This window comes from Pseudoalteromonas ruthenica, assembly GCF_008808095.1.
Lineage (GTDB): Bacteria > Pseudomonadota > Gammaproteobacteria > Enterobacterales > Alteromonadaceae > Pseudoalteromonas > Pseudoalteromonas ruthenica.
The window spans coordinates 535,232-549,688 of sequence record NZ_CP023396.1; the positions used below are offsets into that span (position 1 = coordinate 535,232).

10 protein-coding genes, 11 tRNA genes and 1 pseudogene are annotated in these 14,457 nt (G+C 48.3%); 3 read left to right on the plus strand and 19 right to left on the minus strand.

Annotated elements, in window-relative coordinates; all coding sequences use genetic code 11:
* The first annotated feature begins 14 nt into the window (after positions 1–14).
* Together PRUTH_RS02560 and PRUTH_RS02565 are read left to right on the plus strand one after the other, a co-directional pair.
* Positions 15–1,655 (plus strand): annotated as a pseudogene (locus tag PRUTH_RS02560) (chitinase).
* Positions 1,656–1,790: 135 nt separating this feature from the next.
* Entirely contained in the window at positions 1,791–3,098 is a 1,308-nt protein-coding gene (locus PRUTH_RS02565) for an amidohydrolase (RefSeq protein ID WP_239409072.1), read from the plus strand.
* Positions 3,099–3,109: 11 nt separating this feature from the next.
* Here PRUTH_RS02565 and lnt read toward each other — a convergent pair whose 3' ends face one another.
* The 5 genes from lnt to miaB are packed head-to-tail and all read right to left on the minus strand — an operon-like array spanning position 3,110 to position 8,551.
* Positions 3,110–4,660 (minus strand): apolipoprotein N-acyltransferase, encoded by a 1,551-nt coding sequence (lnt, locus tag PRUTH_RS02570; RefSeq protein WP_151172457.1) that lies wholly within the window; start codon positions 4,658–4,660, stop codon positions 3,110–3,112.
* A complete protein-coding gene (gene corC / locus PRUTH_RS02575) occupies positions 4,635–5,516 on the minus strand; it encodes a CNNM family magnesium/cobalt transport protein CorC (RefSeq protein WP_022944677.1) in 882 nt (293 codons plus the stop codon). Before corC ends, lnt begins: the two co-directional genes overlap by 26 nt.
* A gap of 60 nt (positions 5,517–5,576) precedes the next feature.
* Positions 5,577–6,038, minus strand: coding sequence for an rRNA maturation RNase YbeY (gene ybeY / locus PRUTH_RS02580; RefSeq protein WP_053911201.1), 462 nt, complete (start codon positions 6,036–6,038; stop codon positions 5,577–5,579).
* Positions 6,035–7,066 (minus strand): PhoH family protein, encoded by a 1,032-nt coding sequence (locus PRUTH_RS02585; protein ID WP_022944679.1) that lies wholly within the window; start codon positions 7,064–7,066, stop codon positions 6,035–6,037. The genes ybeY and PRUTH_RS02585 overlap by 4 nt, the downstream gene beginning before the upstream one ends.
* A gap of 48 nt (positions 7,067–7,114) precedes the next feature.
* Positions 7,115–8,551, minus strand: coding sequence for a tRNA (N6-isopentenyl adenosine(37)-C2)-methylthiotransferase MiaB (gene miaB / locus PRUTH_RS02590; protein ID WP_022944680.1), 1,437 nt, complete (start codon positions 8,549–8,551; stop codon positions 7,115–7,117).
* Between the two features lie 253 nt (positions 8,552–8,804).
* Here miaB and PRUTH_RS02595 point away from each other — a divergent pair, with 253 nt between their 5' ends.
* Positions 8,805–9,959 carry an FAD-dependent oxidoreductase gene (locus PRUTH_RS02595; protein WP_151172458.1) on the plus strand — a complete coding sequence of 385 codons (1,155 nt, stop codon included), beginning with the start codon at positions 8,805–8,807 and terminating at the stop codon, positions 9,957–9,959.
* A gap of 126 nt (positions 9,960–10,085) precedes the next feature.
* On the opposite strand, the gene PRUTH_RS02600 is transcribed toward PRUTH_RS02595, so the two are convergent.
* From PRUTH_RS02600 to PRUTH_RS02665, 14 genes are all read right to left on the minus strand, one after another.
* Positions 10,086–10,170 (minus strand) — tRNA-Leu (locus tag PRUTH_RS02600).
* Positions 10,171–10,249: 79 nt separating this feature from the next.
* Positions 10,250–10,324, minus strand: a tRNA-Gln gene (locus PRUTH_RS02605).
* A gap of 141 nt (positions 10,325–10,465) precedes the next feature.
* Positions 10,466–10,550: transfer RNA gene (locus tag PRUTH_RS02610), tRNA-Leu, on the minus strand.
* A 38-nt stretch (positions 10,551–10,588) separates the two neighbouring features.
* Positions 10,589–10,665 (minus strand) — tRNA-Met (locus tag PRUTH_RS02615).
* A 2-nt stretch (positions 10,666–10,667) separates the two neighbouring features.
* Positions 10,668–10,742: transfer RNA gene (locus tag PRUTH_RS02620), tRNA-Gln, on the minus strand.
* 157 nt (positions 10,743–10,899) lie between these two features.
* Positions 10,900–10,984, minus strand: a tRNA-Leu gene (locus PRUTH_RS02625).
* Between the two features lie 60 nt (positions 10,985–11,044).
* A tRNA-Gln gene (locus PRUTH_RS02630) sits at positions 11,045–11,119 on the minus strand.
* Positions 11,120–11,261: 142 nt separating this feature from the next.
* Positions 11,262–11,346, minus strand: a tRNA-Leu gene (locus PRUTH_RS02635).
* Between the two features lie 60 nt (positions 11,347–11,406).
* Positions 11,407–11,481: transfer RNA gene (locus PRUTH_RS02640), tRNA-Gln, on the minus strand.
* A gap of 40 nt (positions 11,482–11,521) precedes the next feature.
* Positions 11,522–11,606, minus strand: a tRNA-Leu gene (locus PRUTH_RS02645).
* 38 nt (positions 11,607–11,644) lie between these two features.
* Positions 11,645–11,721, minus strand: a tRNA-Met gene (locus PRUTH_RS02650).
* A gap of 201 nt (positions 11,722–11,922) precedes the next feature.
* Positions 11,923–13,014, minus strand: a complete 1,092-nt coding sequence (ychF, locus tag PRUTH_RS02655; RefSeq protein WP_022944682.1) for a redox-regulated ATPase YchF — start codon at positions 13,012–13,014, stop codon at positions 11,923–11,925.
* 36 nt (positions 13,015–13,050) lie between these two features.
* On the minus strand, positions 13,051–13,635 hold the full coding sequence (gene pth, locus PRUTH_RS02660) for an aminoacyl-tRNA hydrolase (protein ID WP_022944683.1): 585 nt from the start codon (positions 13,633–13,635) through the stop codon (positions 13,051–13,053).
* Between the two features lie 19 nt (positions 13,636–13,654).
* The gene (locus PRUTH_RS02665) at positions 13,655–14,278 is read right to left on the minus strand and encodes a 50S ribosomal protein L25/general stress protein Ctc (RefSeq protein WP_022944684.1); all 624 of its coding nucleotides are present in this window, start codon (positions 14,276–14,278) and stop codon (positions 13,655–13,657) included.
* Positions 14,279–14,457 lie beyond the last annotated feature (179 nt).

Genomic DNA, 14,457 nt, shown 5'->3' on the forward strand with positions numbered 1-14,457 from the left:
AAAATGAGTCAAATATGTCTACAACAACACAACTATTCACCGTGCTGGGGATCAGCGCAGCCGTCTCCACAGCGGCCCACGCCATTAATGTACAACCCGATCCACAGAACCCCGAGGGCTATGTCGTCGCCAAAGCCGATATTGAAGCCATGGCAGCGGCGAAAACAGCCGATCCTATGTATCAAGTGTGGGCGCAGGCACTGCGTACTCGCGACAATGCCGTGGTTGAAGCTATTGTCCCAGGAAGCGCCACAAACCCCGAAAACGTGCAGCGCGCACAACGGGTATTTCCACAGTAGCAGTGGGACTTTCTTACGCAAATGGCGGCGCCAGAGTACACCTACACGCGATTTTTAAGAGCAATAGGCAAATTCCCCGCGTTTTGTGGCGATTACAACGATGGTCGCGATGCCGATGCTATTTGTAAACGCTCAATAGTCACAGCCTTTGCTCACTTTGCCCAAGAAACTGGCGGTCATATCAGTAAAGACAACGTCTCTGATAACCCTTTGGGGTTAGAGGAGTGGCAACAAGCGTTAGTGCATGTGCGAGAAATGGGATGGTCCGAGGGCGAAGAGGGCTACACCACAGGCTGCGGTCAAAATGATTGGCAAAATCGCCGTTGGCCATGCGCTCCAGGTCAGGGTTACTTTGGTCGCGGCGCAAAACAGCTCTCTTATCATTTTAACTACGGGGCATTCTCAGAAGTCATGTTCGATGGTGACGCCACCGTATTGCTAACTAACCCGGCGTTAGTGGCGGACTCATGGTTAAACTTGGCTTCAGCAATTTGGTTTTTCCTCACTCCGCAAGCCCCGAAACCGGCAATGTTACACGTGATTGACCGTACTTGGGTGCCGTCGCAGCGTGAGCGTAATGCCGGGATTGGTTATGGCTTTGGCACCACCATTAATGTTATCAATGGTGGTATAGAGTGCGGCGAGCAAAATAAATATAAGGGCCAACCAGTCAATCGCATTCGTTATTGGCAGGGCCTCGCTCATCACTACAATATCGTTATAGAAAGTGACGAAGAGGACACCTGTTGGCAACAAACCCCTTATGGCAGTCTTAATCTTGAGGGCGCGACAGATGTGTTATACACCAATTGGGAGGGTGATTGGGGCTATTATGCCGACCGCCCCGGTGGCTATTCCTTCGAATGTAAGTTAGTAGGTTATCAAACGGCTTATTCGGCCTTGGTCCCCGGTGACTATGAGAAATGTGTTACTAACTTCTATCAGTCTCATGCCGGCTGGCCGCAAGTGCGCGTTAGCGACACCTTGCCTAGTGAGCCGCCCACAGAGCCGCCTGTGGATGGCGTTGCAGCGTGGGATGCAGCAACGGTCTATGTACAAGGTGAGCAAGTGAGCCAAGGTGGGCAAATCTATGAGGCCAAGTGGTGGACTCAAGGTGATGACCCTCTTAATGGTGGGCCATGGCAACTTATTGACAGTGGCGGCCAAAGCGAGCCGACACCGCCAAGCGATCCGGTAGACCCTGCACCCGGTGACGGGGCAAACACTTGGGATGCGGCGACTATCTACGTCGGGGGTGACCAAGCCAGCAAAAATGGTGTCCTGTATCAGGCTAAATGGTGGACACAAGGTGACGACCCCATCAATGGCGGGCCTTGGCAGCGCGCCAATAATTAAGCTCATGAGTATAGCCTGCCTTCGCGCAGGCTTTTTTATGTCATTGGTCGCAACCCACTGTTTTTCACCTAAGTGTTACATTAGCGTTAATATCGAGGTGTAACTACCCACCATTATTCAACAGGGGAACAATCCATGACAAAGCTTTCGGTTTTAGGCCAAGCGCTATTGCTGGCAGGTATGTTTAGTGTCACATCAAGCGTTGCGGCCGCTGATTTAGACCAACAAATTCAACAAGCCAATGAACAGGTTGCCGATAAGGTGATCACTTGGCGACGTCATATTCATCAATATCCGGAATTGAGTAACCGTGAGTTTAAGACCGCGCAGTACGTGGCCGAACACTTACAAAGCTTGGGCCTTGAGGTGGAAACCGGCGTGGCTCATACCGGGGTGGTAGCCAGGCTCAAGGGTGATAAACCGGGACCCTTGATTGCCTTGCGTGCGGATATGGACGCACTGCCTGTGACCGAGCAAGTAGACTTGCCTTTTGCTTCGCAGCAGAGTGCCACTTATCGTGGTCAAAAAGTGGGGGTGATGCATGCCTGTGGTCACGATGCCCATGTCGCTATCCTTATGGCTGTGGCTGAGTCCTTGGTGGCGTTAAAGTCTGAACTAGCTGGGGAAATACTGTTTGTGTTCCAACCAGCGGAAGAAGGCGCTCCTGAGGGAGAGCAGGGTGGTGCCGAACTGATGCTTAAAGAAGGCTTATTTGCACAAAAGCCTGAGGCGGTGTTTGGTTTGCATGTCACCTCGTCACTCAATACCGGGCAAATTGGTTTTCGCTCAGGGCCGTTGATGGCCAGTGAGGACTCATTTAACATCAAGGTCAAAGGTCGTCAGACTCATGGTTCACGACCTTGGAATGGAGTCGATCCCATTGTTGCTTCTAGCCAAATCATTATGGCTACACAAACCATTGCTTCGCGCCAAGTCGATGTCACCAAAGCGCCTTCGGTGATTTCTTTTGGTGCCATCAATGGTGGGGTACGCAGTAATATTATCCCTGATGAGGTGGAGATGGTGGGCACTATTCGCACCTTTGATCAGCAAATGCGCGCCGACATCAAGCAGCGTTTGCAAAAAACCGTGGAGTTAACCGCCCAGGCAGCCGGGGCAAAGGCTGATATCCATATCGACCATGGTTACCCGGTCACCGTGAATGATCCGCAGTTAACAAACATGATGACCCCCACGCTGCAACAGGCCGCAGGCAGTGACAATGTCATCACCACGGATCTGATCACCGGCGCTGAAGACTTCTCTTACTACGCCCTGGAAACCCCTGGACTGTTCTTCTTTTTGGGAGTGACGCCAAAGGATCAGGATGCCAAAACGGCGCCAAGCAATCACTCGCCGCACTTTTACATCGACGAGAAAGCGTTGCCGCTAGGGGTCAAAGCGATGACCAACTTGGTGTTTGATTACCTCGACAAGCAATAAAAAAAGCGCCGTTAGGCGCTTTTTTTAACTCTTCTAGAATAGTACAGACTCAGGCCCAGCAAGCACAGCAGCGCTAGCCACGTAGGCCAACGACCATACTGGGCGTATAGGCTGTCGCCAGAGATCAAGCGAACATCAGCGCGCAGTACATCCGCATCAAATTGCGCAAGACTAAGTTGTGATTGCGAAATCGGGTCATACACGCCAGTCACCCCAGTATTAGTCACTCGTACCAGTGGGCGCTGCAGCTCGAGCGCGCGCATGCGTGAGATTTGCATATGTTGATGAGGTCCGTGGGAGTCGCCAAACCAGGCATCATTACTCACGGTAAAGAGGATATCCGAATCACTGCGGTAATTATCTCTGACTAAATCGGGAAAGGCGATTTCGTAACAGATAGCGGCAAGGATGTGGTAGCCGTTGGCAATTAGGTTATCTTGCACGCGTTCACCGCGACTAAAACTCGACATTGGCAAGTCAAACAGCGGTGCCAAAGGGCGTAATAAGTCTTCAAAAGGCACAAATTCGCCAATAGGTAGTAACTGATGTTTGCGATAGCGGTTTTTATGGAGGTAGCGGTACTGACCTGCGCTGCTGTCTTGTTGTTTTTTACCCACCACCACTAAGGTGTTGTAAACATTGCGGGTATCATATTGATAGTCGACGATGCCGGTGATAAGCGCAGTATCATTAAACACCGCCGCCTTATCCAAGGATGTGAGGTATTCCCCCGCTAACTGTTCGAGCTCGGGGATCGCAGCCTCAGGCCACACCACCAGATCGGCATCCCAATGTAGGCGCGTCATATCTTGGTACTTGAGCATGGTGGGCCAGAAATTCTCGGGTTGCCAGCGCATGCTTTGCTTGATATTGCCTTGTACTAAGGCCACATTCAGCTGTTTGCCAGAATACTGGTTATAATTGAATACTGTGGCTAGGGCTGCAACTAGGGCGCCTGCGGCGAGTGTTGCCACAAGGGGTTGCCAGACCTTGGCACAAAATAAACGATAAAGGCCATAACCCACGGCCAGCACCAGCACACTTAAGCCAAATTCACCCACCATCGGCGCGAGAATATTTACTGGTGAATCGGTTTGGGTGTAGCCCAGTGATAACCAAGGAAAGCCGGTTAGTAGTGTGCCGCGCAGCCATTCGCTGAAGGCAAAGCTGATTAACAGCGGAGCCAGCCAAGCGCCGCTGTGTTTGTGTATAAACGCCGTGAGTGCCAGTGCCAGTGCAGGATAAAGTGCTAAATACACCACCAGTAAGGCCATAATGGCAATGGAGGCGAGCAGTGGCATACCACCAAACTGGGCTATGGAGACGTGCACCCAGCTTATTCCCGCAGCAAACCAGCCGATGGCAAAGATAAATCCGTACCAAGCAGCTTGTTTGACCGGTGCCTGATAACTGCAATAACACAGCACCGCAATACTAAAAAAAGCTAAAGGCCAGGCGCCGAAAGGGGCATAAGCAAAGGTTAAAACAAGGCCGGCAACCAGTGCCAGCCATGTTTTTTTATCACTAAATTGCTGTTTAAGCCGCGTCAGTATCTTCGCCATCGCTCGATTTCGGCAAGGTAACTTGCAGCTGCAAAATACGACGGCTGTCGGAATTTGTGACCTTAAACTGCAAAGGATCAATGTCTATGATTTCACCGCGCCCAGGCATATGGCCGAAGGCATGTAACACAATACCGCCAATGGTATCGGCTTCGCTGGTGTTGAAATCGGTTTTAAACACGTCGTTAAACTCTTCAATAGGCGTCAGAGCTTGTACAGAGTAAACGTGCTTAGAAACCTTACGGATGGCTTTACTTTCGTCTTCATCATCATGCTCGTCTTCAATCTCGCCGACAATGATTTCGAGAATGTCTTCAATGGTCACTAAGCCAGACACACCACCATATTCGTCGATAACAATCGCCATGTGGTAGCGCTGTTGGCGAAACTCGTTCAGTAGCGTATCAACCCGCTTACTTTCCGGGACGACTACCGCCGGGCGGAGCATATCGCGTAGGTTTGGTAAGGCGGCCTCTTTGTCCATCAGTAATGGCAATAAGTCCTTGGCCAATAAGATACCCTCGACGTGGTCTTTGTCTTCACACACCACCGGAAAGCGCGAGTGCGAGGACTCGATCATCATCGGTAGTTGATCGAACAGTGGTTTATCTACATCTAAGGTGATCATGTGTGAGCGTGGGATCATGATGTCGCGCACTTTCAGCTCCGACACACCCAATACGCCTTCCATCATTTCCTTGGTCTCAGGGTCAATCAGATCGCGTTCTTGCGCATCTGAGATGACTTCAACCAATTCTTCCTTATTTTGGGGTTCTCCTTGGAACATCTGGGTGATGCGATCCATCCACGATTTTCCAGAAGAACCCTCTCTACTATGCGAGTTTTCGTCGCTCATTAGCTTTATGCGCTCCAAGTTGAATTAATTCCGATAGTGAGCAGAGCCTCACTATTGGGATTAACACTCATCATCCCTGTATGGGTCGCTGATATCAATGGTTGCCAACAGGCGTTTCTCAATCGCTTCCATTTCTTGGGCATCAGCGTCATTTATATGGTCATAGCCAAGTAAATGCAAGCACCCGTGTACCACCATGTGGGCAAAGTGGTCATGAAAGCTTTTTTGCTGCTCCAAAGACTCACGATATACCACTTCGGGGCAAATAATCAAATCCCCAACTAAAGGTAGCTCTACACCTGGGGGGGCATCGAACTCAAAAGACAAAACATTGGTCGGTTTATCTTTGCCTCGGTAACTATGGTTGAGGCTTTGGCTTTCCTCTGCATCGCTGATACGAATAGTTATTTCGCTGTTGGGCTTAAGCTCATCAAGCACCAACGCGGCCCAGCGCTGAAATTGCTCAGCGCTCGGTAAATTATCAAATTCACAAGCAAGTTGCAGATCGACAGTGGTGGTCATGAGTCAGACTCTTTTTTATTTTGCTCTTTAGCGGCGCGTTTGGCGCGCTGTGCTTCATCATGGCTTTCGTAAGCTTCAACAATAGCAGCGACCACGGGGTGGCGCACCACATCATGAGCTTGGAAAAAGTTAAAGCTGATGGCCTCAACATCACTGAGCACCTCAATTGCATGACGCAGGCCTGAGCGCGCGCCGCGAGGCAAGTCGACCTGCGTAATATCACCGGTGATCACCGCTTTTGAATTAAAGCCAATACGGGTTAGGAACATCTTCATTTGTTCCACTGTGGTATTTTGGCTCTCATCAAGAATGATAAAAGCGTCATTCAACGTGCGACCACGCATATACGCCAACGGGGCCACTTCGATGACGTTTTTCTCTATGAGTCGCTCAACCTTCTCAAAGCCAAGCATTTCAAATAAAGCATCATAAAGCGGGCGCAGGTAAGGATCGATTTTTTGGGTAAGGTCACCAGGTAAAAAGCCTAGTTTTTCACCCGCTTCAACCGCTGGGCGGGTCAATAGAATACGGCGAATCTCTTGGCGTTCGAGGGCATCGACGGCAGCGGCTACGGCTAAGTAAGTTTTCCCGGTCCCTGCTGGGCCAATACCGAAGCTAATGTCGTGATTTAAGATATTAGCTACATACTGACTTTGATTGGGGTTACGCGGTTTGATGACGCCACGGCGGGTTTTAATAAACACTTCTTTACCCCACACACTGGGCTGCTCTTGTTCGAGCACATCAGCTTCGGTGATGGCTAAGTGTACGTGTTCAGGTTCGATCTCTTTTTGCTTACCTTTAACAGGAGCCGTATCAACGTAAAGATTTTTTAGAATTTCCCCGGCAGCTTTTGCAGTGTGCGGCTTGCCGGTGACTTTAAAGAGGTTTTCGCGGTGTGCAATTTCAACTCCCAGACGACGCTCGATGTGCTTAATATTTTCGTCGAAGGGTCCACACAAAGAAGAAAGGCGGGCATTGTCTGACGGTTCTAAGTATATATCGATATTCTTCAGCTGGTTACTCAAAGTTGCTTCCTGTTGCTTGGCGCTGCGTAAACGCAGCGCACGATTATTTTAATTCGGGGTGAATGTACCGACGCCGATGTCATTGGCTTGCGGCTCGCTCGGTGCTTTGGCAAGAATGTCGCTCGGCGCGACATCGCGACGTAGATTCATTTCATCTTCAGTGCGCAGCAGTTCTCCACGCAGTGAATTAGGCAACGCTTCAGTAATACGGACATCAACAAATTGGCCGATCACAGAATGTGGACCCTCGAAGTTAACTACACGGTTATTTTCGGTGCGTCCACGCAGCTCCATAGGATTCTTTTTCGAAGGCCCTTCCACCAAAATACGCTGCTCAGTAGCAAACATATCACGGCTGATTTTCTGTGCCATTTGGTTGATGCGATCTTGTAAAATGTATAGGCGCTGCTTTTTCTCGTCTTCGCTGACGTCATCCGGCAAGTCTGCTGCGGGTGTACCAGGGCGGGCACTGTAAATAAAGCTGAAGCTCATATCAAAGCCGATGTCGTTGATAAGCTTCATGGTTGCTTCAAAGTCTTCGGTGGTTTCGCCTGGGAAGCCGATAATAAAGTCTGAGCTCATACTGATATTAGGGCGAATCTTACGCAGCTTGCGAATAGTCGACTTATATTCAATGGCCGTGTGGCCACGCTTCATTAGGTTTAACACGCGGTCTGAACCACTTTGTACTGGCAAGTGTAAGTGATCAACTAACTCAGGTACATCAGCATAGGCATCAATAATATCAGGCGTAAACTCAACAGGGTGCGAGGTCGTGTAGCGAATGCGATCAATACCATCGATAGCGGCCACATAACGCAGTAAGTCAGAAAAGTAACAGATTTCGCCGTCATGCGTCTCGCCACGATATGCGTTAACGTTTTGACCCAGCAGATTCACTTCACGCACGCCTTGCTCAGCCAGTTGCGCAACTTCTAAAAGTACATCATCCAGAGGGCGGCTTACTTCTTCACCACGAGTGTAGGGCACCACGCAGAACGTGCAGTATTTTGAACAGCCTTCCATAATCGATACAAAGGCACTGGGTCCTTCCGCTTTGGGCTCTGGCAAACGGTCAAACTTTTCGATTTCAGGAAAAGTGATATCAACCACTGAACCTTCTTTCGCCTGCACTTGTTGAATCATTTCAGGCAAGCGGTGCAATGTTTGTGGGCCGAACACGATATCTACGAAAGGCGCACGTTGGCGAATGGTATCACCCTCTTGTGAAGCTACGCAGCCACCAACACCGATAACTAAATCGGGGTTTTGCTCTTTGAGTAGTTTCCAGCGGCCAAGTTGATGGAATACTTTTTCTTGTGCCTTCTCACGGATTGAGCAGGTGTTAAGTAAAATGACATCCGCATCGCTGGCTTCTTCGGTCAACTGATAACCATTGGTGTCATCAAGTAGATCGGCCATTTTCTGGGAGTCATATTCATTCATCTGACAACCCCAGGTTTTTATATGCAGCTTTTTACTCATTGAGATAATGCCTCGCTTTCAATCCGGTAGATAATGCACGACAGAGCTTTGGGTTGGACTAATGGCCCGAGCTTCGCCTAAAGGACGCGTATTTTATATGCTATCGCGCTATGAGCCAAGTATAGATTTGATATTTACACTGTGACACAGGATGACATCAAAGCAACACGCTTTAGCCTGCGCTTAGACTGCCACCATTGCCTTAACTGAGTTACAATCACCATAATATTGAAGCATTTAGAGGCAATAGGCCATGAGTGTAAAAAATGTGCTAATCGTCGGTGGCGGTATGGTCGGAGCTGCTTGTGCCATTAAGCTGGCGCAACAAGGCATTAAGGTGACGGTATTTGAGCGCCACTTTCCAGATGCCACTACTGATTTGCAAAACAGCCGTGTTGATATTCGTGTCTCAGCGATAAATCGTGCCTCCGAGCGATTGCTTGATGAGCTCGGAGCTATGGCGGCGATTAAAGCGACGCGTAGCGCGCCATACACAGAGTTAGAAGCCTTTGAGCAGCCCAACGCGCGTTTATTATTTACCGCAGAACAGCTGGGGTTAACCCATTTAGGTCACCTCATTGAAAACAACGTGATTCAAGCAGCGTTATGGCAACAATTCTCACAGTACGATATTACAGCTATCGAAAGTGCTGAGCCAATAAGTGCGATTGACGATGACGGTGAGCAAGTAACACTGACCTTAGGGGCAAAGCAGTATCAAGGCGATCTACTCATTGCTGCCGATGGCGGGCGTTCCGCTGTACGCTCGATGTTAGGAATAGGTAGCGAGGGGTGGCAATATCAGCAGCATTGTATGGGCATATTGGTTAAGCTTGATGCCCCGCAGCAGGTGCGTACTTGGCAGCAATTTCAGCGCACCGGGCCAGTGGCGTTTCTACCCATGCAGGCGCCTTATGCCAACTTGATTTGGTATCACCATGGTGATCACTTAGCTCGTTTAAAGGCTTTACCAAAAGAGCAACTGAAACAAGAGATTATTACTCATTTCCCAAGCTTGCCAGGTGATTTTGATATTGAGTCTGTGGCGGTTTTTCCGCTTACCAGAGCCCATGCTCAGCGCTATGTTCAAGGACGCTGCGTGTTAATCGGGGATGCCGCTCATACCATCAACCCGTTGGCAGGGCAGGGGGTCAATCTCGGCTTTGCTGATGTAGTGGCGCTTAATGCACAGTTACAAAATGACAACCCCATTGATATTGCATTGCAGCGTTATTGGCAAGCGCGCCGGTATGCCAACTTGGCTATGATGAGCACAATGGATGCATGTTATTGGGGGTTCTCTAATGAGAGTGGGCCATTAAAATGGGGGCGCAATCTATTTTTACGCGCAGCAAACCAGGCTGGGCCGATAAAAGATTGGGTACTAAAATACGCGATTGGTCACTAGATCAATCGCCATCTTGCAGCCGTGCCGGATTTTTTATTAAGTGAATTCTATAAATGCTTATAGGTGGTCGCGATAAGCAAGTAGTGCTTAGACTATGGTGATGTATAAAAGGTGAGATAATAAAAATGGTGCGGAAGGAGAGACTTGAACTCTCACATCCGAAGATACTGGAACCTAAATCCAGCGCGTCTACCAATTCCGCCACTTCCGCATTTTTTACTTTACCTAAAGAAACCTAATTAGAGCGTCTAGTTAGAGACACTAGGCTCATTCCTCAACTTTAGGAAAGTTGGCTGGAGTACCAGGATTTGAACCTGGGAATGGCGGGATCAAAACCCGCTGCCTTACCGCTTGGCGATACTCCAACGAAATCTCAAATCTATTTGTGGACCAGGATTTGAATCTGGGGGTGGATGAGTGAGGGATCAAAACCTCTCTCTTCTGCCCTTACCGCTTGGCGATACTCCAGCAATCCAGGATGATTATTTTAGTTCTTATCGAGAACATGGTGCGGAAGGTGAGACTTGAACTCACACATCCGAAGATACTGGAACCTAAATCCAGCGCGTCTACCAATTCCGCCACTCCCGCATAGTGTATTTTTCATTTTCTTATTGGTAGAAAGAAAATGGTGGCTACGCCCTGATTTGAACAGGGGACCCCATCATTATGAGTGATGTGCTCTAACCAACTGAGCTACGTAGCCAATGGCTGGAGTACCAGGATTTGAACCTGGGAATGGCGGGATCAAAACCCGCTGCCTTACCGCTTGGCGATACTCCAACGAAATCTCAAATCTATTTGTGGACCAGGATTTGAATCTGGGGGTGGATGAGTGAGGGAACAAAACCTCTCTCTTCTGCCCTTACCGCTTCCACTTCGTGGCGAGGCGATACTCCAATGAAATCAAATTTGATAATTTCAGTTCCTATCAAGAACATGGTGCGGAAGGAGAGACTTGAACTCTCACATCCGAAGATACTGGAACCTAAATCCAGCGCGTCTACCAATTCCGCCACTTCCGCAATATAATCTGGAGCATTTTGGAACTTAAGCCTAGGCTCATTCCTCAACTTCAGAAAAGTTGGCTGGAGTACCAGGATTTGAACCTGGGAATGGCGGGATCAAAACCCGCTGCCTTACCGCTTGGCGATACTCCAACGAAATCTCAAATCTATTTTGTGGACCAGGATTTGAATCTGGGGGTGGATGAGTGAGGGATCAAAACCTCTCTCTTCTGCCCTTACCGCTTGGCGATACTCCAGCTATAGAAAATGATAATTTTAGTTCTTATCGAGAACATGGTGCGGAAGGAGAGGCTTGAACTCTCACATCCGAAGATACTGGAACCTAAATCCAGCGCGTCTACCAATTCCGCCACTTCCGCAATATAATCTGGAGCATTTTGGAACTTAAGCCTAAGTTCATTCCTCAACTTCAGAAAAGTTGGCTGGAGTACCAGGATTTGAACCTGGGAATGGCGGGATCAAAACCCGCTGCCTTACCGCTTGGCGATACTCCAACGAAATCAAATTTGATAATTTCAGTTCTTATCGAGAACATGGTGCGGAAGGAGAGACTTGAACTCTCACATCCGAAGATACTGGAACCTAAATCCAGCGCGTCTACCAATTCCGCCACTTCCGCATAAAGTAATTTTCATTTTCTTATTGGTAGAAAGAAAATGGTGGCTACGCCCTGATTTGAACAGGGGACCCCATCATTATGAGTGATGTGCTCTAACCAACTGAGCTACGTAGCCAACTTTTACTTGTTCATCATCGCTGATGCGGGGCGTATTATGCTGATCTGCCGAAAGCGCGTCAACACCTTTTTAGTAAAAACATAACGAGGATGAATTGTTTGCCTGAAAAACAAGCGAAGCGAATAAAAAACAGCTTCTTTTTCTCACTCACAAACAAAAAAGCCCGCTAATAAAGCGGGCTCATTGAAGCGGTGTTTATTACACGTTGAACAAGAAGTTCATTACATCGCCATCTTTAACAATGTAGTCCTTGCCTTCTTGACGCATTTTTCCAGCTTCTTTTGCGCCATTTTCGCCCTTGTATTCAATGTAGTCATCAAACGCGATTGTTTGTGCACGGATAAAGCCTTTTTCGAAATCCGTATGTATTTTTCCTGCTGCTTGTGGCGCTGTTGCACCAACAGGAATCGTCCAAGCACGAACCTCTTTGACGCCCGCAGTGAAGTAAGTTTGCAGCTGTAGCAACTCGTAGCCGCCACGAATCACTCGGTTTAAGCCTGGTTCTTCAAGGCCTAAATCTTCCATAAATTCATTGCGCTCGTCTTCTTCAAGCTCTGACAGTTCAGCTTCTATGGCTGCACAAACCGGAATGACCACTGCATCTTCATTCGCAGCAATCTCGCGCACGGTTTCTAAATGCGGGTTATTTTCAAAGCCGTCTTCGTTGACATTGGCGATGTACATAGTTGGCTTAATGGTTAAGAAGTTTAAGTAATCAATGGCTGCTTTTTCTTCTTTTTCCAAGCGGAGTGAGCGCAGTGTTAAGCCTTCATCTAAATGCGCTTTTACTTTCTCAAGCACACTTATCTCGAATTTTGCGTCTTTGTCGCCGCCTTTGGCTTTCTTTGCTTGACGTAGTAGCGCTTTATCAGCACTGTCCATGTCAGCCAACACAAGCTCAGTATTGATAACTTCAATATCATCGGCAGGGTCGATTTGCCCGGCAACGTGGACAATATTGTCATTTTCAAAGCAGCGCACAACATGACCAATCGCATCGGTTTCGCGAATATTGGCGAGGAATTGGTTCCCAAGACCTTCACCTTTCGAAGCGCCTTTTACCAAACCAGCGATATCAACGAACTCCATGGTCGTAGGTAGAACACGTTGTGGGTTAACAATCTCTGCAAGCTGGTTTAAGCGTGCGTCGGGTACTGGAACAACGCCTGTATTTGGCTCGATAGTACAAAAGGGGAAGTTTTGCGCTTCAATACCAGCTTTGGTAAGCGCGTTGAAAAGGGTTGATTTACCAACATTAGGCAAGCCAACAATACCACATTTAAAACCCATATTATGTATACCTGTTTGTGTTCAAGCCACGCGTCATTATGGCTTAAATGAGTGGAGTCTGTTTTGTGCTTTAAGCACACCGTCTTTCGCCAAAATATCCATGCAGCGCACAGCCTCATCAACTGCGGCGTCGATCTTCTCCTGATCAGCTTGAGGCGCCTTGCCTAATACCCAACCGGTCACTTTATCACGGTGACCTGGGTGGCCAATACCTATACGCAAACGCATAAATTCTTTGTTGTTAGCCATTTTCGCAATGATATCTTTTAGTCCGTTGTGACCGCCGTGTCCACCGCCTTTTTTTAACTTAGCGATGCCCGGTTCTAAATCCATCTCGTCATGAGCAACAAGAATATGCTCAACGGGGATTTTGTAAAAGTTAGCTAAACTGGCCACAGATTTACCACTGAGATTCATATAAGTGGTTGGAATCAGAAGCTTAAATTCGCTGTCACCGATAATAACTTTGCCGGTTAATCCGTGATGTTTTGCGTCAGGTTTTAGAGTGCAGTTATAGCGTGCGGCCAGTTCTTCGATAAACCAGGCCCCTGCATTATGGCGGGTCTTTTGATATTCGGGGCCTGGATTAGCCAGGCCCACTAGCATTTGAATAGTATTCAAGGTGCTAACACCTTAAACCTTATTCTGCGTCGCTATCAGACGCTTCTTCTGAGTCTTCAGCTGGAGCAGCTTTGTTAGCGTTGACAGTTACAACCGCTTGGTCGTGGTCAGCGCCTTTAGCTAGTTCTACTGAAACAACACCTGCTGGTAGTTTGATCTCAGATAGGTGTAGTGAATCACCAGGAACTAGGTCAGCTACGCTTACTTCGATGAACTCAGGTAGCGCTTTAGGTAGACACGTGATTTCGATTTCAGTTAGTTGGTGAACAGCAGTTGCACCTTTTTTGCTAACTTCTTCATCACCGATGAAGTGAATTGGCACGTTAGTGTGGATCTTAGAGTTCGGGTCAACACGTTGGAAGTCTAAGTGAGTGATCTTAGGCTTGAACGGGTGACGGTGAATGTCTTTAAGAATCGCTTCAACAGACTCACCACCGATGTTCAGGGTAAGAATGTGCGTGTAGAAACCTTCGTGGTCTTGTGCTTGGTTCACTTTGTTGTGGTCAAGCGTTAGTGATACAGCGTCTTTGCCTGCACCGTAAAGGATCGCAGGAACTTTGTCTGCACGACGTAGGCGGCGGCTCGCACCAGTACCTAGCTCTGTACGTACTTCTGCATCAAATGTGTAAAAATCGTTAGACATGATGTCTCCAAATTATCAAATTAATATAGTGTAAGACCTTCGCGACCAAAGGCCTTAACCCAATTGGCAAGCGATGTAACACCACAGCCAATTAAAAAAGGCGCGCTATAGTACCACCGGCCTTGGTTAAAATAAACAGCAGAATAAAAAAAACACCGCCGAGGCGGTGTTTTCTATTT